The organism is Hydrogenophaga sp. FG152, assembly GCF_057809615.1.
In genome coordinates, this window is sequence record NZ_JBMDKH010000003.1 from 200,912 (window position 1) to 223,806 (window position 22,895).

Sequence of the window (22,895 nt, forward strand, 5' to 3'; positions counted from 1 at the left end):
TTCACGCTCCCTCGACCGGCATCTGCGTGCCCGTCTTGAGCCGGCCCATGGTGACCAGGGTCTTGAAGCGCTTCACGTTGTGGTTCTCGAAGAAGAGTTCGCGCGTGAGCTCGGTGTAGTGACCCATGTCGCGCACCGCGAAGATCAGCACGAAATCGCATTCGCCGGCCACGTAGTAGCACTGCTGGATGAAGGGGCAGCGCAGGAAGGCCTGCTTCATGGCGTCCAGCAGGTCCATGCGCTCGTTCTCCACCTGCACCTCCACCACGATGGTGAGCGGGTAGCCCAGGGCCTCGGGACGCACCTGCGCGGCAAAACGTTCGATCACGCCCTGCTCGGTCAGGCGCTTGATGCGGCGGTTCACCGCGGCGGCGGACAGGTGCACGCGCGCGCCCAGCTCGGCCTGCGGCATCCGGCAGTCTTCCTGCAGCAGGGCGATGAGTTGGCGGTCGAAGGCGTCCAGCGGGGCGGGGGCGGTCATTGGCGGCGCGTCCAGATTGCAATAACGTTGCGTTGAAGCGGCGAATTATCGAATCTGAATGCGCTGGATGGAAATAGCATTTCGTGCTCCTGCCCACACCGCCCTTTTCCTCGATGACGCCCTCCTTCAGCCCCGCCGACACGAAATCCGGCGTCGCCTACTCCCTCGCCGCCTCGGTCCTGTTCGCGCTGATGTACTTCCACGCCACGCTGCTCGCGCCACTGGGTGGTGCCGGCATCTACGGTTGGCGCATCCTGCTGACCGCGCCTTTCCTGGGCGCGTTCATCCTGCTGTCGCGGCGAGGCGCGGAGATCACCGGGCTCTGGCAACGCCTGCGCGAGCGCCCGGTGCTCTGGCTGGCGATGCTGCTGTCGTCCGCGCTGCTGGGCGTGCAGCTGTGGCTGTTCATGTGGGCGCCCATCAACGGCCATGGGCTGGACGTGTCGCTGGGCTATTTCCTGCTGCCGCTGACCCTGGTGCTCACCGGACGCATGTGTTTCGGCGAGCGCATCACGCGCTGGCAGCTGGTGGCCTGCGCGCTGGCCGCGCTGGGGGTGGTGAACGAGCTGCTGTACGCGCCCCGGGTGTCCTGGCCGGCCTTCGTGGTGGCGCTGGGCTACCCCTGCTATTTCGCGCTGCGGCGCGTGCTGCGCACCAACCACCTGGGCGGCATGTGGTTCGACATGGTGCTGAGCCTGCCGGTGGGGCTGTGGTTCATCGCCGCGCCGCTGCCCGAGGGCGCCGGCGCGCTGCAGCACCCGGTGCTGGGCATCCTCGTGCTGGGCGTGCTCAGCGCGGTGGCGCTGGCCTTCATGATCACGGCCAACCAGCGCCTCAAGCTGGGCCTGTTCGGCCTGCTGAGCTATGTGGAGCCGGCGCTGCTGGTGGTGGTGTCGCTGCTGCTGGGCGAGCGCATCGCGCAGAGCCAGTGGCTCACCTACGGCAGCATCTGGGCCGCGATCGGGCTGCTGGCCTGCGAGGGCCTGCTGAGTCTGCGCGCCCTCAGGCCGCAGGCCCTTCCTCGGTGACGAAGCTGTCGCGCACGGTGAACCAGATCGAGGTGTGGAACATGGCCGCCAGCAGCAGCACCATGGGGTAGATCACCAGGTTGAGCAGGGCGGTGCCGCCCAGCAGCACGGCCAGCAGGTTCATCACCACGCCGGCCATCATGATCACGGCCATCCAGCCCAGGCCGTAGAGCAGCATGGCGCCCTTGTTGGCCCAGCAGGCCATCAGGCTGAAGAACAGGCTCTTGAGTGGCGTCACCTTGTGCCAGTGCACCAGCGCGGGCGCGTGCCAGAAGGCCATGACCACGGGCACGTACAGCACCAGCGCGGCCCACAGGCCCGGGTTGTTGAACATGGCGCGCACCCGCTCGGGCGTGACCTCGCCATCGGGCATGTCCACCACCGGTGCCACCTCGGGCGCGAACAGCGCGCCCACGCCGAACACCAGCATCAGCGCGGCGGCGTACATCGCGCCCAGGATGAGCATGGAGCGGGTGTTCGCCGGCCCGGCGCGAAAGGCCGTCACCATGGTGGTCGGCATCGGGAAGCGGCCCTGCTGGGCCTCGCGGCTGGCGGCCATGAGGCCCAGCGTGGCCGCCGGCACCAGCGCGAGCGAGAGCAGGGTGCCGATGACCGGCACCAGCGACAGCACCGAGACCGTGGCCATGAACATGAAGAACAGGCCCGCCATCGCCAGCGGCTGGCGGAAGAAGGTCTGCGCCCCGAGCTTGACCCATTGGAAGCCGGTGCGGGCGGGAACGATGTGGAGTTTCATGCAGGGGGCAGGCTCAGGCGGACTGCAGCGCGTCGTCGCGCACCAGGGCCGCCAGGGCAGGGGTGTCGCGCACCCGGGCGCGCAGCACGCGCTCGAAGTGGCCGGGATCGTGGGGCTGCAGCAGCGCCGCTTCGCGCGGCAGGTGCAGGTCCCACAGGCGGGAGATCCAGAAGCGCAGGGCGCCCGCGCGCAACAGCGCGGGCAGCAGGCTGCGCTCGGCCGCCGTGAGGGGACGCACCGCCTGGTAGGCCGCGAGCAGGGCGAGCGAGCGCGGTGTGTCCAGCGAGCCGTCGTGGTCCTCGTCGTGCAGCACGCACCAGTCGTTGAGGCAGACGGCGATGTCGAACAGGAAGGTGTCGCAGCCGGCGAAATAGAAGTCGAAGATGCCGGTGAGCACACCGTCCTCGAACAGGGCGTTGTCGCGGAACAGGTCGGCGTGCACCGGGCCGCGCGGCAGGGCCGCGTAGGCGGGGCCCTGGGCCACGTGGTTCTGGTAGGCCAGTTCCGAACGCAGCAGATCGGCCTGGCCGGGGGTGAGGAAGGGCAGCACCACCGGCGCCGTCTCGTTCCACCAGGGCAGGCCACGCAGGTTGGGCTGGCTCATGGAGAACTCGCGCCCGGCCAGGTGCATACGCGCGAGCATGGCGCCCACCGCCTCGCATTGCGCCACGCCGGGGGCCAGATCGCTCTTGCCGCGCAGCCTGGCCACCACGGCGGCCGGCTTGCCCTGTACCTTGAGCAGGATCTCGCCCTGGGCGTTGGCCGCCGGCGCGGGCACCGGAATGCCGCGCTCGGCGAGGAACTTCATGAGGTGCAGGTAGAAGGGCAACTGCTCGAAGCCCAGGCGCTCGAACACGGTGAGCACATGCTCCAGCGTGGCGCCGTCGCGCTCGCTGGTCACGAAGTAGTTGGTGTTTTCAATGCCGCCCTGGATGCCCTTGAGGTCCGTGAGGTCGCCCAGTTGGAGGGTGTGCAGGAGGGCAGCGGCTTCGTCGAACGCGACTTCGGTGTAAACGGCCATGTGGCGGGAGCGCTCAGAAATTCAGGATGCGCCAGCTGCTGCGCCCGGCGCTGCCGGTGCGCTTGCCGCTGTCGCCCGCGCCGGTCTGGCCGTTGTCAGGCTGGATCTGGTAGGCCGGGGCGCCGTTCTTGGGCTGCACCTCGATGCTCTGCGTCTGGCCGCCCACGCGCAGCTCGTCGATGCGGGTGAGTTTGTCCTCGTGCGTGATGCGCTCGATGTTGTCGCGCGGCGAAGCGGGCTCGCGCGGGGTTTCCGCCGGGGCCACCTGGGCCAGGGCAGGCAGGGCAATGCACAGGCCGGCCACGAGGGCGGCAAGGGGATGGCGGCGGATCGGGTTCATGCGGCATTGTAGGCAAGCCGGGCCGGGTGCGCTGCCGGCAGGGGGAAGCCGGTTACCGCCGGACATGGGCCGCGGACCAGCGGGGCAGGGCGCGATCTCCGCCACAATCGCCCCATGCCTGACGCCCAAACCCCCGACACCCCCACCGGCCAGAAGACCCTGCTGCTGGTCGACGGCTCCAGCTACCTGTACCGCGCGTTCTTCGCCGGCGGTGAGGCCATGAGCACCACCTTGCCCGATGGCACGGTCCTGAAAACCGGCGCCATCCGCATCATGATCAACATGATGCAGAAGCTGCGCAAGGACGTGCGCGCCGACTACGCCGCCTGCGTTTTCGACGCCAAGGGCCCGACCTTCCGCGACGCGCTGTACCCCGAGTACAAGGCCAACCGCTCGCCCATGCCCGACGACCTGCGCGCGCAGATCGCCCCGATCCACGAGGTGGTGAAGCTGCTGGGCTGGAAAGTGCTGGACGTGCCGGGCGTGGAGGCCGACGACGTGATCGGCACGCTGGCCCACGTGGCCGCGCAGCAGGGCATCGACTGCATCATCTCCAGCGGCGACAAGGACCTGAGCCAGCTGGTCAACGAGCACATCACCGTGATCGACACCATGAACGACCGCCGGCGCGACGTGGCCGGCGTGACCGCCGAGTTCGGCGTGCCGCCGAGCCTGATGCTGGACTACCAGACGCTGGTGGGCGACCAGGTGGACAACGTGCCGGGCGTGCCCAAGGTCGGCCCCAAGACGGCCGTGAAATGGCTGCAGGAATACGGCTCGCTGGAGGCGCTGGTGGCGCGCGCGGGCGAGATCAAGGGCGCGGCGGGCGAGAACCTGCGCAACGCGCTCGAGTGGCTGCCCAAGGGGCGGGAACTGCTCACCATCAAGACCGATTGCGATCTGAAGGACCACATCGAGGGCCTGCCCTCGCTGGAGGCCATCACGATCAATGGGCAGGACAGCGAGGCACTCAAGGCATTCGGCGAGACCTACGGCTTCAAGGGTCTGGTCAAGTCGCTGTCGCAGCACGAGGTGCCGCCGGAACTGATCGAAAAGAGCCATGCCAAGGCCAAGGCCAAAGGCCCGGCGGACGAGGGCTCGCCCGGCCTGTTCGACGAACCCGACCTGAGCGGAAGCGCCGAGCGCACCACCAACCTGCGCTACGACACCATCCTCACCTGGGCGCTGTTCGACAGCTGGCTGCAGCGCGTGCTGGCGGCCGAGCTCGTGGCGCTGGACACCGAGACCACCTCGCTCGACGAGATGCGCGCCGAGATCGTGGGCATCAGCTTCAGCGTGACACCGGGCGAGGCCGCCTACATCCCGCTGCGCCACGCCGGGCCCGACGCGCCCGAGCAGCTGCCGTTCGACGAGGTCCTGGCCAGGCTCAAACCCTGGCTGGAAGATCCTGCGAAGCACAAGCTCGGCCAGCACGTGAAGTACGACCGCCACGTGTTCGCCAACCACGGCATCGAGGTGCGGGGCTATGTGCACGACACCATGCTGCAGAGCTACGTGCTGGAGGTGCACAAGCCGCACGGCCTGGCCAGCCTGGCCGAGCGCCACCTGGGCCGCCAGGGCATCAACTACGAAGACCTGTGCGGCAAGGGCGCGCACCAGATCCCGTTCGCGCAGGTGGACGTGGCCAAGGCCGCCGAGTACTCGTGCGAGGACAGCGACCAGACGCTGGACGTGCACCGGGTGCTGTGGCCGCAGCTGCAGGCGGACGAAAAGCTCCGGTTCATCTACGAACTTGAGATCGCCAGCAGCGAGGCGCTGTACCGCATCGAGCGCAACGGCGTGCTGATCGATGCCCCCACGCTCGCCGCGCAAAGCAACGAGCTGGGCCAGCGCATCGTGGCGCTGGAGCAGGAGGCCTATGCCATTGCCGGCCAGCCCTTCAACCTGGGCAGCCCCAAGCAGCTCGGCGAGATCTTCTTCGACAAGCTTGGCCTGCCCGTCATCAAGAAGACCGCAACCGGCGCGCGCAGCACCGACGAGGAGGTGCTGGAGAAACTCGCCGAGGACTACCCGCTGCCGGCCAAGATCCTGGAGCACCGCAGCCTCTCCAAGCTCAAGGGCACCTACACCGACAAGCTGGCCCAGATGGCGCTGCCGCGCACTGGGCGCGTGCACACGCACTATGCCCAGGCCGTGGCGGTGACCGGGCGGCTCTCCAGCAACGACCCCAACCTGCAGAACATCCCGATCCGCACGCCCGAAGGCCGGCGCGTGCGCGAGGCCTTCGTGGCGCCCGCGGGCAGCGTGATCGCCAGCGCCGACTACTCGCAGATCGAGCTGCGCATCATGGCCCACATCAGCGGCGACGAAGCCCTGCTGCGCGCCTTCCACGAAGGGCTGGACGTGCACCGCGCGACCGCCGCCGAGGTGTTCGGCGTGGAGACGGCGCAGGTCAGCAGCGAGCAGCGCCGCTACGCCAAGGTGATCAACTTCGGCCTGATCTATGGCATGGGCTCGTTCGGGCTGGCCAAGGCCTTGGGCATCGACAACACGGCGGCCAAGAACTACATCACGCGCTACTTCGAGCGCTTCGAGGGCGTGAAGCGCTACATGGACGAAACGCGCCAGCGGGCCAAGGACGTGGGTTACATCGAGACGGTGTTCGGCCGGCGCCTGGTGCTGCCCGACATCAGGAACGCCAAGGGCGCGAAGCTGTCGGCGCTGGAGCGTCAGGCCATCAACGCCCCGATGCAGGGCACGGCGGCCGACCTGATCAAGCTCAGCATGGTGGCGGTGCAGGCCGCGCTGGACGAGCAGCGCCGGGGCACGAAGATGATCATGCAGGTGCACGACGAACTGGTGTTCGAGGTGCCCGAGGGCGAGGTGGATTGGTTGAAGACCGAGATCCCGCACCTGATGGCCGGCGTGGCCGCGCTCAAGGTGCCCCTCCTGGCCGAGGTCGGCGTCGGTCCCAACTGGGATCAAGCCCATTGACCCCCCGCGCCGCGCCTGCGGCGCGTCACCCCCCCAGGGGGCGATGCCTGCGGCCCGGCAAAGCCGGTTCCGCGGCATCTCTGGAAGGCTCTCCTTGCGCGCCGGTTGGTGAACTTCGGACGGCCAGGGGAGTCAGGTAGTTTTTCAACCCACCAAGAAGGAGACGCGACGATGCTCGAAGAACAACACGTGCAGGACCTGGATGCCTTGCTGCCTGGCCAGTCCACCGAACACGGTGCCACCCGCCGGACCGCCCTCAAGGCCGCGCTCGGCGTGGGCTATGCGGCCTCCGCGCTGCCCCTGATGGCGCAGACGGCGATCAAGACGCCCACCGACGGCCTGACCGTGGGCGAGGTGACGATCGACGTCAACGGCTTCAAGATGCCCGCCTACCGCGCTGCGCCGGCTGGCAAGACCGGCCTGCCTGTGGTGCTGGTGCTGTCCGAGATCTTTGGCGTGCACGAGTACATCGCCGACACCGCCAATCGCTTCGCCCGGGCCGGTTACCTGGCCATCGCGCCCGAGCTGTTCGTGCGCCAGGGCGATGCCCAGGGCTATGGCGAAATGGCCAAGCTCATCTCGGAAGTGATCTCCAAGGTGCCCGATGCGCAGGTGCTGGGCGACCTGGATGCCACCGTGAAGTGGGCCGCCGCCAACGGCGGAGACGCGGGCAAGGTGGGCATCACCGGTTTCTGCTGGGGTGGGCGCCAGGTCTGGCTGTACACCGCGCACAACCCGGCCGTGAAGGCCGGCGTGGCCTGGTATGGCCGCCTGGTGGGCGATGCGACCCCGCTCAACCCGAAGCAGCCCGTGGACGTGGCGGCCAAGCTCAATGGCCCTGTGCTGGGCCTGTACGGCGGCGCGGACACCGGCATCCCCCTTGACACGGTTGATAAGATGAAAACCGCCCTGGCGGCCGGCAACGCGGCGGCCAAGGCATCGACCTTCGTGGTGTATCCGGACGCACCGCACGCCTTTCACGCCGACTACCGGCCGAGTTTCCGCAAGGAAGCGGCGGAAGACGGGTGGAAGCGGGCGCTGGCCTGGTTCAAGCAGCACGGCGTGGCCTGATCGGGCCACCCTCCGTTCAACGAAGGCCGCCCTGGGGCGGCCTTTTTTCGTGGTGACAAGCAAATGACCCTGTTGGCAATCCTCATCGGCACCGTGGCAGCGGGCGTGGGCAGCGTCTGGCTGGCGGCCCTGCTGAGCATGGCCATGCTGGCGCGCTACACCCAGCACATGCTCAGCCTGGCCGCGGGGGCGCTGATGGCCACAGCCTTCATGCACCTGCTGCCCGAGGCCTTCGAGAGCGAGGCCGGCGCGCACGAGCTGTTCGCGATGCTGCTGGGCGGTCTGGTGTTCTTCTTCCTGCTCGACAAGGCCGAGCTGTGGCACCACGGGCACGAGCACAGCCAGGAAGAGGAAGCGCTGCTCGACCACGAACCTCAGGACCACCACGCGCACCACCCTGGCCACAGCCATCACCACCACGGTCACGACCACGGGCCCCGCTCGGGCGGGTGGACGGTGCTGGCCGGCGACAGCGTGCACGCCTTCGGCGACGGCATCCTGATCGCCTCGGCCTTCATGGCCGACATGCGCCTGGGCGTGGTGGCCGCGCTGGCGGTGCTGGCCCACGAGGTGCCTCACCACATGGGCGATCTGGTGGTGCTGCGCCACACTTCGCGCAACTCGCGCGCCGCGCTGGTCAAGGTCTCGCTGGCGGGCACGGTCACCGCGCTGGGTGGCCTGCTGGGTTATTTCCTGCTCACGCAGCTGCAGGACTACCTGCCGTACTTCCTGGTCGCCGCGTCCAGCAGCTTCGTCTACGTGGCCCTGGCCGACCTGATTCCGCAACTGCAGAAGCGGCTGAGCCTGCCGGCCACGGTGGCGCAGATCGCCTGGCTGCTGGTGGGCATCGCGCTGGTGACCGTGGTGAGCGGCCTGGCGCACTGATTGCCCCCACGCTCCGCCGCTGCGCGGGTCGCTGCCCCCCGAGGGGGCTGATCCGGCTTGGGGCGGCCCGGCGCCGGATCGTCGCGGCGCGGGGTCAGCTTGTCTGGGGCTCGCCGAAAGAGAAGCAGAAACGCGCGCCCACCCCCGGTTGCCCTTCGCCGGTGATGTGGCCGCCATGGCGCTCGATGATGCGGCGCACGGTGGCCAGGCCAATGCCCGTGCCCTCGAACTCGCTGGGCATGTGCAGGCGCTGGAAAGGCTTGAACAGCTTGTCGGCATAGGCCATGTCGAAGCCCACGCCGTTGTCCCGCACATAGAACATCCGGGGTTCGCCGCCCACCGGCGGCAGCAGGCCCCACTCGATCACCGAGCGGTCTTTCGTGCGGCTGTACTTGAGCGCGTTGGCCAGCAGGTTTTCCAGCACGATGCGCGCCAGGCGCGGGTCGCAATGCGCGCGCAGATCGGGCGTGATGCGCTGCTCGATCACACGCCCGGGTTGCTTGAGTTGCTCCTGAGCCAGGATGCCTTGCACCATGGCGCTGAGGTCCACGGTCTGCTGCGCCAGCACGCCCTGGCTCACGCGCGCCAGGGCCAGCAGGTCGTCGATCAACGAGCCCATGCGCTGGGTGGAACTGAGCACCCGGTCGAGCAGCTGGCGCTCGTCGGCGCTCAGGCGCGGCCCCACCTCCTCCTCCAGCAGGCGGGTGAAACCGTCGATCGCGCGCAGCGGTGACTTGAGGTCGTGCGACACGGAGTACGCGAACGAATCGAGCTCGGCGTTGAGCTGCTGCAGGTCGGCGGTGCGCTCGCGCACGCGGTGCTCCAGCGTCTCGTTGAGGCGCTGGATCTCGCGGTCGCGGCGCAGGCGCACCAACTCCGAGTTGGCCCGGCCGGCGAAGATGGCGATCAGAGCCTGCGTGTCCGGGCGCAACTCCACCGGTTGGCGCCAGAGCGCGAAGAGCACGCCGATCGCGGTGCCGTCGGCGTCGCGCAAGGCTTTGCCCAGGTAGGCCTGGCAACCGGACTCGATCAGACTGGTGGCTTGCGGAAATTGCGCGGCCAGGCCGCTGGTGCAGATGAGCATGTCCTGCTGGAGCAGGGAGCGCGCGCAGGGCGTGCCTTCGATGGAGAAGGTGAAGTTGGGCCGTGCCTGCCCGTCCTGGCGGATCGCCAGGCTGCGCACGCGGCCGTCGTCGCGGCATTCGCCCACCACCACCATGTCCGAGCCGATGGCCTCGCAGAGGTGGCGCGTGAGCGCGCTGAAGAAGGCTTCGCCGGTCTCGGCGGCCACGCCGCGCGCCACGTTGAGCAGCAGCGCCTCGCGCTCCTTCTCGGCGGTGATGCTGACGGTGCAGGCCAGGATGCAGGGCTCGCCGTCGATGTCCAGCAGCTCGGCCCAGATCCGGGTGTCCACCAGCGAGCCGTCCTTGTGGCGCATGCGGGTTTCGTAGCCGTCGATGTGGCCTTCGCACAGCAGCTGTTCCACGAAGGCTTCCCGGTCCCTGGGGGTCAGCCAGGCGCCGATCTCCACCGAGGTCTTGCCCTTGATTTCTTCCGGCAGCAGGCCCTGCGCGCGGTCCTGCGCGCGGTTGACCTCGATGATGGCGCCGTCCGAGAGGCGCGAGATCGTCATGTTCAGCGGGCTGAAATGGAAGGCCTTGGCGAAGCGTTCCTCGGAACGGCGCAGCCGCTCCATGACCTCGTTCTGGGCGCTCACATCGCTGATGGTGGTGATGACCAGCTTGTCTTCGCGGTCGTCGCCCATCTCGCTGGAGACCAGGCCTTCGAAGGTGCTGCCATCCGCGCGCTGGCCGCGTGCGGGGTACTGTTCGGCGCGCCGCGCGGCGAACAGCGCGGCCAGGTACGTCTCCCGCTGTTCGGGGTCTGCCCACAGGAAGCTGTCGGGTCGGCCCAGGGCCTGGTCGCGGGTGTAGCCGTAGCAGCGCTCGAAAGCGGGGTTGACGTCCAGGATCATCCCGGAACGGGCCGACTGCGCGATCATGGGGCTGGGACTGGTGCGGAAGATGCGGGCGAAACGCTCCAGGTTGAGGTCGCGCTGGTGCTCGGTTTTCTTGCGCAGCTCCAGCTCGGCCTTCTGCCGGTCGAACGCCTCACGCAACTGGCGCCCGCTGTGATAGACCATCACGCCCACCACGATCACGGTGGCCGAGTGCGTGATCCACACGCGCAGGCCGACTTCGAAATAGGGCGTCGCGTTGAACCAGCCATTGACCTCGGCCAGCGTCAGCACACCGAGCGCGCCCACGCTCGCCGCGACCGTGGCAATGAGCGCGGTGCGTCCGAGGAAGGTGCCCGCGCCGGCCACCGCCGCGACGAACAGGAAGCCCACCGCGGTGCGCACAGAGCCGTAGGTGACCACCGAGAGCACGGCCGTGGCCAGTGTGCCCATCACGATCAGGGGGGCCACGTAGTGAATGCGGTCCCAGCGCACCAGGGCATAGGCCACACCCGACACCAGGACCAGGCAGGCCGCGATCCAGGCTTCGCGCTGCCCCGGGCTGGCGAAGATCAGGTCGATCACCAGCACGAGCAGCGCGGCGATGCCGGTCAGCAGCGCCAGCAGCTCCAGCACCCGCTTGCGCTGACCGTCCGGCGCGGGGGCCTGGTCCGTCGGTTCCAGAAGGCGGGAGGAGGTCGGAGGCATGGGTGGTCGGTCGACAGGTGCCCGCTGTCAGCCTTGCGCCGTGGGCAGGCCCGGCGTGTTGCACCACTCGCTCCAGCTGCCCGGGTAGAGTTTCGCGCGGCCCAGGCCGGCGATTTCCATGGCCAGCAGGTTGGGCACGGCGCTCACGCCGCTGCCGCAGTGGTGCACCACGGTGGCGGGGTCGCGGCCCGCGAGCAGGCGGTCGAACTCGGCGCGCAGTTGGGCCGCGGGCTTGAAGCGTCCGTCCGGTGTTGCGTTGTCACCGAAAGGGCGGTTGAGTGCGCCGGGGATGTGGCCGGCCACCGGATCCAGCGGCTCGGTCTCGCCGCGGAAGCGCGCACCGGCGCGGGCGTCAACCAGGGTCATGGCGGGGCGCCCGAGCGCGCCGGCGACGTCCGCCGTGCTCACGGTCTGCACCAGCGGCTCGCGCAGTTCGAAGACCGCTGGCTTCGGAGGATTCACGGGACCGCTTTCCACCGCACCACCGGCCGCCTTCCAGGCCGCCAGCCCGCCGTCCAGCACGGCCACGGCCTCGTGGCCGCACCACTTGAGCATCCACCACAGGCGGCCGCTGGTGGTGATGGCCTGGCGGTCCAGCACCACCACCTGCTGGCTGTTGTCCAGGCCCAGCTGGCCCAGGCGGGCGGCGAAGGTGGCGCGCGAGGGCAGTGGGTGGCGTCCGCCGCTGGCGCGGTCGGGGCCGGACTTGTCGCTCAGGTGGTGCTCCAGGTGCACGTGCACCGAGCCCGGGAGGTGCTCGGCCTCGAACTGGGCCAAGCCTGCCTCGGGCTTCATCAGCTCGTAACTGCAGTCAAAGATGCGCAGCGGGGCGCCACGGGCGATGAGTTGCTGGAGTTCGGGTGCGGAGATCAGGGTCGTGTGCATGCGCGCATTGTGGGGCAGATGCCCCTCAGTGTTCTTCCGCGGGTGCATTCGGCACGGTGCGGGTGCGCAGCACGGTGGCGGTGATGCCGCTGACGATGATCAGTGCCATGCCCAGCCAGCCCATCAGCGGCAGCTGGTCGCCGAAGAAGACGATGCCGTAGATGCCAGCGATCACGATGCCCGAGTACTGCAGGTTGGCCACCACCATGGTCGCGCCGCGCGAGTAGGCGCGCGTCATGCAGAGCTGGCCGAACAGCGCCAGCAGGCCGATGGGCAGCAGCCACAGGGCGCCGGGCCAATGCCAGGGGCTCACGCCCGAGAACAGCATGCCGACCCCGCCAGCGAGCACGGCACCGATCGAGAAGTAGAAGACGGTGCGGCTCTCGGGCTCCCCCGCGCGCGCGAGCGCGGCCACCTGCAGGTAGGCGAATGCCGCGAAGATGCCCGAGAGCAGGCCCACCAGCGCGCCCACGACCTGGTGGTCGGCCAGCGTGGGGCGCAGCATCATGGCCACGCCGCCAAAGCCCATGAGCACGGTGAGGAACAAGGGGCCCTGCTCGCGGATGGGGGCGTTGCGCCCCTGCATGAGCAGGGCGCCGCCGAGCAGGAAGGTGGCGATCCACACGCTGCTCATGTAGTTCAGCGTCATGGCCGTGGCCAGGGGCAGGGCGGCGATGGCGAAGAACCAGGCGGTGAGCGAGATCGTGCCGACGATGCTGCGCCAGACATGCATCATGGGCATGCTGGTGCGCAGCGACACGCCGTTCACGCGCGTCATCGCGATCAGGAAGATCGCACCCACCACGCCGCGGTAGAACACGATCTCGAAGCTGTTGAAGTGGGCGGACGCGAACTTGATGCACACGCCCATGGAGGCGAAGAACACCGAGGCGAGCAGCATCCACAGGGCCTGCATTCACCCCCCCCGCGCCGCCTGCGGCGTCACCCCCCCAGGGGGGCGCCACTGGCGGCCCGGCAAAGCCGGTTCCGCGGTGGCCTTGGATGAAGGCGCTCCACCCTCCGAGGGCTTGAAATTCAGACGGTGTGGCACGTGAGACGTGTCTCGTTTCAGAGTCACCGCGGGACCGGCTTTGCCGGACCGCTGGTGACGCCCCCCTGGGGGGGTGACGCCGAAGGCGGCGCGGGGGGGCTCATCCGGGCTCTATACCACTCGTGGAAATGCTGCATGCCGTCTTCCATCGGGCTCTGATAGGGGCCGACCTCGTTGTCGCCACGCGCAAGCAGGGCCTTGCGCCCCGCGTCCATGCGCTCGGCGATCTCGTCGTCCTCGATGCAGGTCTCCATGTACGCCGCGCGCTGCGCCTCGACGAACTCGCGCTCGAAGGCCGCGATTTCCTCGGGGTAGTAGAACTCGACCATGTTGATGGTCTTGTCCACGCTGACCGGATGCAGGGTCGAGACCGTGAGCACGTGCGGGTACCACTCCACCATGATGTGCGGGTAGTAGGTGAGCCAGATCGCGCCGTGTTCGGGCATCTTCCCCTGGCGGTACTGCATCAGCTGCTCGTGCCAGCGCTGGTAGACCGGGCTGCCCGCCTTGCCCAGCAGATTGGCCGGGCCCACGGTCTGAACCGAGTAGTCCGGCTTGAACTCCCAGCGCAGGTCTTCGCAGGTGACGAAACCACCCAGGCCCGGGTGGAAGGGGGCGACGTGGTAGTCCTCCAGATAGACCTCGATGAAGGTCTTCCAGTTGTAGTTGCACTCGTGCAGCTCCACGTGGTCGAGCACCATGCCCTCGAAGTCGAGGGCGGCGCGCGGCCCCATCTTTGCCAGGTCGGCCTGCACGTCGCGGCCGTTGTCCTCGAACAGCAGGCCGTTCCACTCGCGCAGCGGGTAGTTGTTGAGGTTCAGGCAGGGGTCGTGCTCGAAGTGCGGCGCGCCGAGCAGGCGCCCGGCCTGTTCACCGTGCGTGCCGCTGTAGGTCCAGCGGTGCAGAGGGCAGACGATGTTGCCGCCAGCGCTGCCGCTGCGGTTCTCGCCCAGGTTGCCCCGGCCCTTGAGCATGACGGCCTGGCGGTGGCGGCACACGTTGGAGACCAGCTCCACCCCATTTTCGGTGCGCACCAGGGCGCGGCCACCGGCCTCTTGCGGCAGGGTGTGATAGTCCCCCACGTTGGGAACCGCGAGTTGGTGCCCCACATACCGGGGCCCGCGCTGGAAGAGCGTTTCCTTTTCGCGCTGGAACAGCGCCTCGCTGAAGTAGCTGGAAACCGGAAGTTGGCTTGCGGCCTGCTGCAGTTGAAGACTTAAATCAGACATGGTGGTCCTGACCTAGAGACTCCCCCTATGAAGGGGCAGGGTAAGCGCTGTGCTCGTCAGACGAATTCGCGCGGGATGGGTGGGGTGGTGCGTCCCTCCGGACAGGGGCTGTCCGTAGTGAAGATATGTGGAGAAAAAAAGAGAGCGGATTGTACCCCGGGGGGGAATATCCCTGCCGGGCATAAAATGCCGGTTTCACCAGGCCATCTTCAGCACCTCAAGGCCGGGCCCATGCAGCCCGCCCCACCGCGCGGCGAAGCAAGTACCGCGGTTTGCGAAGGGCCTCAGCCCACAGAATTCATGCCCACACCCTCTCCCTCCCGCGCCCCCCGTGCGGCCCCTTCTCCCAATGCGCCCGCCAGCTACGAGGCGGCGCTGGAAGAACTGGAGCAACTGGTGGCCCAGCTCGATGCCGGACAACTGCCGCTGGATCAGCTGCTGACCCGTTACCAGCGGGGCGCCGAGCTGCTCGCGTTCTGTCGCTCGCGGCTGGATGACGTGGAAAACCAGATCAAGGTGCTCGAAAGCGGCACGCTCAAGCCCTGGGACGCGCCGTGAACGCCGTGCTCTGCGATGCCCACGATTTCGTGGCCTGGCGCCAGATGCAGCAGGACGCAGTGGAACGCGCGCTGGAGCGCTGGGTGTCCGCCGACGCGCCCGCCGGGCTGGGCGACGCCATGCGCTACGCCGTGCTCGATGGCGGCAAGCGCCTGCGCCCGCTGCTCGTGCTGGCCACTTGCGAAGCGGTGGGCGGCCACGCGGCGGCGGCGATGCGCGCGGCCTGCGCGGTCGAACTCATCCACGCCTACTCGCTGGTGCACGACGACATGCCTTGCATGGACAACGACGTGCTGCGGCGAGGCAAACCCACGGTGCACGTGCAGTTCGGCGAGGCCCAGGCCCTGCTGGCGGGTGACGCGCTGCAGGCCCTGGCCTTCGAACTGCTGGTGCCGGGCGACGGCAGCCTGAGCGATGGCATGAGCGCCCGCCTGTGCCGCCTGCTGGCGCTCGCGGCCGGTGCCGACGGCATGGCCGGCGGGCAGGCCGTGGACCTCGCCAGCGTGGGCGTGGCGCTCGACCAACCCGCGCTCGAAGCCATGCACCGCCGCAAGACCGGCGCCCTGCTGCAGGCCAGCGTGACCATGGGCGCGGCCACTGGCACGCCCTCGCCCCAGGCCCTGGCCCTGCTCGCCGAGTACGGCGCCTGCGTGGGCCTGGCCTTCCAGGTGGTGGACGACATCCTCGACGTCACCGCCGACTCGGCCACGCTGGGCAAGACCGCCGGCAAGGACGCCGCGGCCGACAAACCCACGTTCGTCTCCCTGATGGGGCTGGACCAGGCACAGGCCTATGCCGACCGCGTGCTGGCCCAGGCCCACGACACCTTGCGCCGCTCCGGCCTCGACCACACCGCCACCTTGCACGCCCTGGCCGACTGGGTGGGGCGGCGTGCGTCCTGAGGCCCGAAACAAGGCCGATCCACCATGACCCAAGCGCCCCCGCCCATGAGCACCCTGTTGTCGACCATCGATTCACCGGCCGACCTGCGCCGCCTCTCGCGCGCGCAACTCCCGCAACTGGCCGATGAACTGCGCACCTTCCTGCTGGAGAGCGTGGCGCGCACGGGCGGCCACCTCAGTTCCAACCTGGGCACGGTGGAGCTCACGGTGGCGCTGCACCACGTCTTCAACACGCCCGACGACCGCCTCGTCTGGGACGTGGGCCACCAGACCTACCCGCACAAGATCCTGACCGGCCGACGCGACCGCATGGGCACGCTGCGCCAGTTCGGCGGCATCAGCGGCTTTCCGCGCCGCGACGAGAGCGAGTACGACACCTTCGGCACCGCGCACTCGTCCACCAGCATCTCGGCCGCGCTGGGCATGGCGCTGGCCTCCAGGATCAAGGGCGAGCCGCGCAAGTCCATCGCCATCATTGGTGATGGCGCCATGACCGCCGGCATGGCCTTCGAGGCGCTGAACAACGCCGGCGTGGCCGAGGGCCGCCTGCTGGTGGTGCTCAACGACAACGACATGTCGATCTCCCCGCCCGTGGGCGCGCTCAACCGCTACCTGGCCCAGCTCATGAGCGGGCAGTTCTACGCCGCCGCGAAGAACGTGGGCAAGCAGGTGCTCAAGGGGGCGCCGCCTCTGTTCGAACTGGCCAAGCGCTTCGAGGAGCACGCCAAGGGCATGGTGGTGCCGGCCACGCTGTTCGAGAAATTCGGCTTCAACTACATCGGGCCGATCGATGGCCACGACCTCGAATCGCTGATCCCCACGCTGGAGAACATCCGCCACCTGCTCGACACCGACAGCGGCCCGCAGTTCCTGCACGTGGTCACCAAGAAGGGCCAGGGCTACAAGCTCGCCGAAGCAGACCCCGTGGCCTACCACGGCCCGGGCAAGTTCGATCCCGCGGTGGGCATCACCAAGCCCGCCACGCCGTCCAAGACCACCTTCACGCAGGTCTTCGGCCAGTGGCTGTGCGACATGGCCGAGGCCGATCCGCGCCTGGTCGGCATCACGCCGGCCATGCGCGAAGGCTCGGGCATGGTCGAGTTCGAGCGCCGCTTCCCCGCGCGTTACTTCGACGTCGGCATCGCCGAGCAGCACGCCGTGACCTTCGCCGCCGGCCTGGCCTGCGAAGGGCTCAAGCCGGTGGTGGCGATCTACTCCACCTTCCTGCAGCGCGCCTACGACCAGCTCATCCACGACGTGGCGCTGCAGAACCTGCCCGTGGTGTTCGCGCTGGACCGCGCCGGCCTGGTCGGTGCCGACGGCGCCACGCACGCGGGCGCCTACGACATCGCCTACCTGCGCTGCATCCCCAACATGGCCGTGGCCTGCCCGGCCGACGAGGCCGAGTGCCGCCAGTTGCTGAGCACCGCGTTCGCACAGAACCAGCCCGTGGCGGTGCGCTACCCGCGCGGTGCCGGTGCCGGCGTGGCGCAGCCCGCCGGGCTCGAAGGCCTGCCCTTTGGCCGTGGCGAGCTGCGCCGCAAGGGCCGGCGCGTGGCCATCCTGGCGTTCGGGACCTTGCTGCAGCCCGCGCTGGCGGCCGGCGAGAAACTGGGCGCCAGCGTGGCGAACATGCGTTGGGCCAAGCCCCTCGATGTCGAGCTGCTGCGCGAGCTGGCCTCGTCGCACGATGCCCTGGTCACGGTCGAGGAAGGTTGCTTGATGGGGGGCGCCGGCAGCGCCGTGGTGGAGGCCCTCCAGGCGGAGGGTTTCACATTGCCTGTCTTGCATCTGGGCCTTCCGGATGTCTACACCGACCATGGCGATCCGGCCCGGTTGCTCGCTGACCTGGGTCTGGATGAGCCTGGCATTGAGCGCGCCATCCGCGCGCGCTTCGGCGCGCTGCTGGCCCCCGTGGTCAAGGCGGTCGGTTGAGTTCTGCAACACCGACGCCCGCAGGGTTTTCGATCGGGGCCTGCGACGCGTGACTGTTGATGCGGCAAGGCATCACATACAATGTTTTGGTCCATACCACCCACACGCAGCTGCGCACCGCACGCTGCGTGTTTCTTTATCCGGCGGAGACACGGTATCGGACCAACTTTCACAAGAAGAGGTAACCAGGATGGGTGCATTGCTCAGTTTTTCTCGAGGCGTTGACCGGCTCAATGCATGGGTCGGTCGTTATGCGATCTGGCTCATCATGGGTTCCACGGTCATCAGCGCCGCCAACGCGCTCGTGCGCTACACGTTCAACAACAGCTCCAACGCATTTCTCGAGATCCAGTGGTATCTCTTTGCGTGGTCGTTCCTGATCGCGGCTGGCTTCACGCTGCTCAACCGCGAGCATGTGCGCATCGATGTCATCAACAGCCGTCTGCCCAAGAAGGTGCAGATGTGGATCGACATCCTGGGCTTTGCGTTCTTCCTCACGCCGGTGTGCCTGCTGGTGCTGTACTACGGCGTTCCGATGTTCATGGAAAAGTACGCATCCGGTGAGATGTCGGGCAACCCCGGCGGCCTGATCCGCTGGCCGGTTTGGCTGGCGATACCGGTGGGCTTCATCCTGCTGATGATTCAGGGTTGGTCCGAACTCATCAAGCGCGTGGCCTTCCTCACTGGCCACGGCCCCGACCCGACCATCAAGGCCGGCGAGAAGTCCGCCGAGGAAGAGCTGGCTGAGATTCTGAGTCAGCGCGAGTCCGCCAAGGACAAGCGCGTTTCTCAATAACCGGTCAGGGGATCACGATGGAATTCATTGCGGCGAACTTTGCCCCGATCATGTTTGCGGGGCTCATCATCTTTCTGCTGCTGGGCTTTCCAGTGGCCTTCAGCCTGGGTGCCTGTGGCCTGGCCTTCGGCATCGTCGGCATCGAGATGGGCGTGTTCCCGTCTTCGGTGCTGGCCTGGCTGCCGCAGCGCCTCATCGGCATCATGGCCAACGACACCTTGCTGGCGGTGCCTTTCTTCACGCTCATGGGGCTGATCCTGGAGCGCAGCGGCATGGCAGAGGACCTGCTCGACACCGTCGGGCAGGTCTTCGGGCCGATGCGCGGTGGCCTGGCTCTGGCGGTGGTCTTTGTCGGCGCGATGCTGGCGGCCACCACAGGCGTTGTGGCGGCGTCGGTCATCTCGATGGGGCTCATCTCACTGCCCATCATGCTGCGCTATGGCTACGACCGCCAGTTTTCCAGTGGCGTGATCGCGGCTTCGGGCACGCTGGCGCAGATCATTCCGCCCTCGCTGGTGCTGATCATCATGGCCGACCAGCTCGGCCGCAGCGTGGGCGACATGTACAAGGGTGCCTTCATCCCTGCCTTCATGCTGGTCGGCTGCTACGTGATCTACATTGCCGGTCTGGCCATCTTCAAGCCGGCCAGCGTGCCCGCATTGCCCATCGAAGCGCGCATCTACCGCGAGCCCAATGGCAGCGGGGGTTACCAGTCGCTGCTGGTGCTGATGGTGATCTCCTTCATGGTGTCCATCGTGCTCGCGCGCTACATGCCCGAGGTGCACACCTGGTGGCTGGGACACGAGGTGAGCTCCGTGCCCACCGACGAGAAGATCGTGGTGGCCATGGCCGGTGGCGCCTTCGTGGCGCTGGTGATCGCGCTGGCCAACAAGTACGCGAAGCTGGGCCTGCTCTCGCGCCTGGCCGAGCGGGTGACTTTCGTGCTGATCCCGCCGCTGCTGCTGATCTTCCTGGTGCTCGGCACCATCTTCCTGGGCATCGCCACCCCGACCGAGGGCGGCGCCATGGGGGCGATGGGCGCCATCATCATGGCCCTCATGCGCAAGCGGCTGGACATGAAGCTGCTCAAACAGGCCCTGGCCACGACCACCAAGCTCGGCAGCTTCGTGATGTTCATCCTGATCGGCGCCACGATCTTCGGCTTGGTGTTCCAGGCAGCCGACGGACCGATCTGGGTGGAGCACCTGCTCGCCGACCTGCCGGGCGGCCCGGTAGGCTTCCTGATCGTGGTCAACATCCTGATCTTCTTCCTGGCGTTCTTCCTCGACTACTTCGAGCTTTCGTTCATCGTGGTGCCGCTGTTGGCGCCGGTGGCGGACAAGCTGGGCATCGACCTGATCTGGTTCGGTGTGCTCCTGGCGGTGAACATGCAGACCTCGTTCATGCACCCGCCATTCGGCTTCGCACTGTTCTTCCTGCGCTCGGTGGCGCCCGACAAGCCCTATGTGGACCGCGTGACGAACAAGGTCATGGCCCCGGTCACGACCATGCAGATCTACAAAGGGGCGATTCCCTTCCTGATCATCCAGCTGTTCATGGTGGGCGTGCTGATCGCGTTCCCCGGCCTGGTGACCGGCAGCCTGGACAAGGTGGGTGAGTACGACCTCAAGGAAGTCGGCGAACAGATGATGGAGAACCTCGGCACGGAATCCGAAGGCGGTTATGGCGGCAGCGGTGACTATGGCGCGGATGAGCAGAGTGCGCCGCCGGCAGACAGCACCGCAGAACCCGCTGCAAAACCGGAGGGGGCGGGAGACGCCAGCCCCGATGCGAAAACCGCACCGGAAGACGACCCCATGAAGGCGATGCAAGAGGCCCTCGGCCGCAAGTGATCCCTTCTGTGACGAAGCGCAGCCTGTCGAGGGAAAACCCTCGGCAGGCTTGCCTTTGAGACACAGCAGATATCAATAGAATCAAAAGACCTTTCTCCCATCCCCTGGGTGTGCCTCGCAAAGGGCCGCGCCTTTTCTTTCAAGCTTTTTCAAGCAATCCTGGAGCAGTCTCAATGGATCGTCGTTCAATCGTGAAGAGTGCCGGCCTCGCCGGTGTGCTGGCCGCCGGTGTGGCACCCGCCGTGCATGCGCAAGCGGCAGTGCGCTGGCGCCTGGCTTCGAGTTTCCCGCGTTCGCTGGACACCATCTTCGGCAGTGCCGAGAAGCTGTCGCAGACCGTCAAGGCGCTGTCCGGCGGCAAGTTCGAGATTTCGGTCCACCCCGCGGGCGAATTGATGCCTGCCTTCGGTGTCGTGGACGCGCTGCAGGGCGACAACATCGACATGGCCCAGACGGCCGCCTATTACTTCACCGGCAAGGACCCTGTTTTCGCCTTCAGCTGCGCGGTGCCCTTCGGCCTGACCGCCCGGCAGAACACCGCGTGGAAGCAGCATGGCAATGGTGGCAAGCTGCTCGATGAATTCTTCGCCCAGTACAACTTCCGCACCGCCAGCGCCGGCAACACGGGCACGCAGATGGGCGGCTGGTACCGCAAGGAGATCAAGACCGCCGCCGACCTCAAGGGCCTGAAGATGCGCATGGGCGGCGGCGTGTTCGGCGAGGGCATGGCCAAGCTGGGCGTGGTGTCGCAGAACCTGCCGGCCGGTGAGGTGTACCAGGCGCTGGAAAAGGGCACGCTGGACGCGGCCGAATTTGTCGGTCCGCACGACGACGCCAAACTGGGCTTTCACAAGGTGGCTCCGTTCTACTACTACCCGGGCTGGTGGGAAGGCGGCGCCGATCTGGAGTTCTTCATCAACCTGAAGAAGTTCAACGCCCTGTCGGATGAAAACAAGGCCATCCTGAACGCCGCCATGGCCGTGGCTGCGACCGACATGACCGCCAAGTACGATGCCGTGAACCCGATCGCATTGAAGAAACTGGTGGCCGAGAAGACCCAGCTCAAGGCGTTCCCCAAGGCGGTGATCGATGCCGGCTTCAAGGCCTGCATGGAAGTGTTCGCCGAGCACGAAGCCAAGTCGCCCACCTTCAAGAAGATCCACCAGGACATGCGCACCTTCCAGCGCGATCAGATTCTGTGGAACCGTTTCTCGGAGTTCCCGTTCAACCAGTACATGGCTGGCGTGAAGATCTGAACTTGAAAGCCGCACCTGCGGTCCGGCTCGACCGGGTCCATGGTGCATCTGGGCAGGGGCCCGCTGCGTGCAGCGGGCCTTTTCGTTCCTACTGACACTGTCTCGGTTTTTATGAAACTTGATGTCCGCATCCTGGATCCGCGTTTGGTCAGCCAGATGCCTTCCTACGCCACGCCCGGCAGCGCCGGCCTCGATCTGCGGGCCTGCCTCGACGCGCCGCTGGTGCTGGCACCCAACGCCTGGCAGCTGGTGCCGACCGGCCTGGCGATCCATCTGGCCGACCCCGGCTACGCCGCCATGATCCTGCCGCGCTCCGGCCTGGGCCACAAGCACGGCATCGTGCTGGGCAACCTGGTCGGCCTGATCGACAGCGACTACCAGGGCCAGCTCATAGTGAGCGCCTGGAACCGCAGCGACGTGGCCTTCACCATCGAGCCCATGGAGCGCATTGCGCAGATGGTGATCGTGCCGGTGGTGCAGGCGGAGTTCAACGTGGTGAACGACTTCGCCAGCGCGAGCGAGCGTGGCGCGGGCGGCTACGGTTCCACGGGCAGAGGATAAGAGACCATCGTCGCGCGACGTGGTCTGATTCAGAGGTGCCGCGGAACCGGCTTTGCCGGGCCGCTGGCACCGCCCCCTTGAGGGGGACGCGCGAAGCGCGGCGGGGGGGGGGCGATCAGTGCAGGGTGTGGGGGCCGGGCGGCGTGAGGCCGGGGCCCTGCAGTTCGTCGGGCGTGTCCACCTGCATGCGGAAGAAGCCGGTGCCCAGCGTGCCCTGGCCCACCTCGTTTTCCTGCGCCTCGCGCACCGCGTGCACCTTCAGGCTGATGCGCAGAGCGATGCCGGCCAGGGGGTGGTTGCCGTCCAGCACCACGTGCTCGGGGTAGATGTCGCTGATGAAGTACAGGCGGTCCTTGGGGGCTGAGGGGTTGCAGCCCGGAGGCAGACCCTCGAAGCCCATGCCTTCTTCGATCTCGTCGGGCAGCAGGTGGCGGGGTTCAAGGAACAGCAGGCGGTCGTCGTAGTCGCCGAAGGCGTCGGCCGGCTCCAGGTGCAGGTCGATCGTGTCGCCCGCCGAGTGGTTCAGCAGCGCTTCCTCGATCTTGGCCAACAGGTCGTTGCCGCCCACGAGGAACTCCACCGGCTCATCGAGCACGTCGAGTTCTTCGCCCAGCGTGTCCTTGAGGGTCCAGGTCAGCGCGACCACGCATTGTTGGTTGATTTTCATCC

At 67.6% G+C, this 22,895-nt stretch carries 20 protein-coding genes; 11 read left to right on the top strand and 9 right to left on the bottom strand.

Translation table 11 applies throughout. The features are described from left to right. Position 1: 1 nt before the first annotated feature. Positions 2-481, bottom strand: a complete 480-nt coding sequence (locus ACODTB_RS05830) for an Lrp/AsnC family transcriptional regulator (RefSeq protein WP_291117618.1) — start codon at positions 479-481, stop codon at positions 2-4. A gap of 113 nt (positions 482-594) precedes the next feature. On the opposite strand from ACODTB_RS05830, the gene rarD reads away from it, so the two are divergent. After that, positions 595-1,509 (top strand): EamA family transporter RarD, encoded by a 915-nt coding sequence (rarD, locus tag ACODTB_RS05835; RefSeq protein WP_291117621.1) that lies wholly within the window; start codon positions 595-597, stop codon positions 1,507-1,509. Here the strand turns inward: rarD and ACODTB_RS05840 are convergent. From ACODTB_RS05840 to ACODTB_RS05850, 3 genes are read right to left on the bottom strand one after another with little or no spacing between them, the layout of a single operon-like run. Continuing rightward, positions 1,484-2,263, bottom strand: a complete 780-nt coding sequence (locus tag ACODTB_RS05840) for a BPSS1780 family membrane protein (protein WP_291117622.1) — start codon at positions 2,261-2,263, stop codon at positions 1,484-1,486. The genes rarD and ACODTB_RS05840 overlap by 26 nt on opposite strands. 13 nt (positions 2,264-2,276) lie before the next feature. After that, on the bottom strand, positions 2,277-3,284 hold the full coding sequence (locus ACODTB_RS05845) for a homoserine kinase (RefSeq protein ID WP_291117625.1): 1,008 nt from the start codon (positions 3,282-3,284) through the stop codon (positions 2,277-2,279). A gap of 13 nt (positions 3,285-3,297) precedes the next feature. Beyond that, entirely contained in the window at positions 3,298-3,624 is a 327-nt protein-coding gene (locus ACODTB_RS05850; protein ID WP_291117628.1) for a hypothetical protein, read from the bottom strand. 114 nt (positions 3,625-3,738) lie between these two features. Between ACODTB_RS05850 and polA the strand changes: the two genes are divergently transcribed. The 3 genes from polA (at position 3,739) to ACODTB_RS05865 (ending at position 8,535) form a co-directional block, all read left to right on the top strand. Further along, positions 3,739-6,579 (top strand): DNA polymerase I, encoded by a 2,841-nt coding sequence (gene polA, locus ACODTB_RS05855; RefSeq protein ID WP_291117631.1) that lies wholly within the window; start codon positions 3,739-3,741, stop codon positions 6,577-6,579. Positions 6,580-6,750: 171 nt separating this feature from the next. After that, a complete protein-coding gene (locus ACODTB_RS05860) occupies positions 6,751-7,650 on the top strand; it encodes a dienelactone hydrolase family protein (protein ID WP_291117634.1) in 900 nt (299 codons plus the stop codon). Positions 7,651-7,713: 63 nt separating this feature from the next. Then, the gene (locus tag ACODTB_RS05865; RefSeq protein WP_291117636.1) at positions 7,714-8,535 is read left to right on the top strand and encodes a ZIP family metal transporter; all 822 of its coding nucleotides are present in this window, start codon (positions 7,714-7,716) and stop codon (positions 8,533-8,535) included. Between the two features lie 94 nt (positions 8,536-8,629). Here the strand turns inward: ACODTB_RS05865 and ACODTB_RS05870 are convergent, their stop codons facing one another. The 4 genes from ACODTB_RS05870 to ACODTB_RS05885 form a co-directional block, all read right to left on the bottom strand. Further along, positions 8,630-11,200, bottom strand: a complete 2,571-nt coding sequence (locus tag ACODTB_RS05870; RefSeq protein ID WP_291117639.1) for a PAS domain-containing sensor histidine kinase — start codon at positions 11,198-11,200, stop codon at positions 8,630-8,632. A gap of 27 nt (positions 11,201-11,227) precedes the next feature. Beyond that, complete coding sequence (locus tag ACODTB_RS05875; RefSeq protein ID WP_291117642.1) at positions 11,228-12,085, bottom strand: sulfurtransferase; 858 nt, start codon at positions 12,083-12,085, stop codon at positions 11,228-11,230. Between the two features lie 25 nt (positions 12,086-12,110). Next, complete coding sequence (locus ACODTB_RS05880) at positions 12,111-13,001, bottom strand: DMT family transporter (protein WP_291117645.1); 891 nt, start codon at positions 12,999-13,001, stop codon at positions 12,111-12,113. A 158-nt stretch (positions 13,002-13,159) separates the two neighbouring features. Further along, entirely contained in the window at positions 13,160-14,365 is a 1,206-nt protein-coding gene (locus ACODTB_RS05885; protein WP_488929155.1) for an aromatic ring-hydroxylating oxygenase subunit alpha, read from the bottom strand. A gap of 300 nt (positions 14,366-14,665) precedes the next feature. Between ACODTB_RS05885 and xseB the strand changes: the two genes are divergently transcribed. From xseB to dut, 7 genes are all read left to right on the top strand, one after another. After that, a complete protein-coding gene (gene xseB / locus ACODTB_RS05890) occupies positions 14,666-14,923 on the top strand; it encodes an exodeoxyribonuclease VII small subunit (RefSeq protein ID WP_291111826.1) in 258 nt (85 codons plus the stop codon). A 44-nt stretch (positions 14,924-14,967) separates the two neighbouring features. Next, positions 14,968-15,825, top strand: coding sequence for a polyprenyl synthetase family protein (locus ACODTB_RS05895; protein WP_488929173.1), 858 nt, complete (start codon positions 14,968-14,970; stop codon positions 15,823-15,825). Positions 15,826-15,870: 45 nt separating this feature from the next. Next, positions 15,871-17,760, top strand: a complete 1,890-nt coding sequence (gene dxs / locus ACODTB_RS05900; protein WP_488929174.1) for a 1-deoxy-D-xylulose-5-phosphate synthase — start codon at positions 15,871-15,873, stop codon at positions 17,758-17,760. Between the two features lie 190 nt (positions 17,761-17,950). Next, positions 17,951-18,556: a TRAP transporter small permease subunit gene (locus tag ACODTB_RS05905; protein ID WP_291111824.1), complete on the top strand. Its 606-nt coding sequence runs from the start codon at positions 17,951-17,953 to the stop codon at positions 18,554-18,556. A gap of 17 nt (positions 18,557-18,573) precedes the next feature. After that, positions 18,574-20,409, top strand: a complete 1,836-nt coding sequence (locus ACODTB_RS05910; RefSeq protein ID WP_291111821.1) for a TRAP transporter large permease — start codon at positions 18,574-18,576, stop codon at positions 20,407-20,409. Between the two features lie 173 nt (positions 20,410-20,582). After that, positions 20,583-21,665 (top strand): TRAP transporter substrate-binding protein, encoded by a 1,083-nt coding sequence (locus ACODTB_RS05915; protein ID WP_291111820.1) that lies wholly within the window; start codon positions 20,583-20,585, stop codon positions 21,663-21,665. Between the two features lie 111 nt (positions 21,666-21,776). Then, positions 21,777-22,226 (top strand): dUTP diphosphatase, encoded by a 450-nt coding sequence (gene dut, locus ACODTB_RS05920; RefSeq protein ID WP_291111818.1) that lies wholly within the window; start codon positions 21,777-21,779, stop codon positions 22,224-22,226. A gap of 115 nt (positions 22,227-22,341) precedes the next feature. On the opposite strand, the gene ACODTB_RS05925 is transcribed toward dut, so the two are convergent. Continuing rightward, positions 22,342-22,893 (bottom strand): FKBP-type peptidyl-prolyl cis-trans isomerase, encoded by a 552-nt coding sequence (locus tag ACODTB_RS05925; protein ID WP_291111815.1) that lies wholly within the window; start codon positions 22,891-22,893, stop codon positions 22,342-22,344. Between the last annotated feature and the right edge of the window lie 2 nt (positions 22,894-22,895).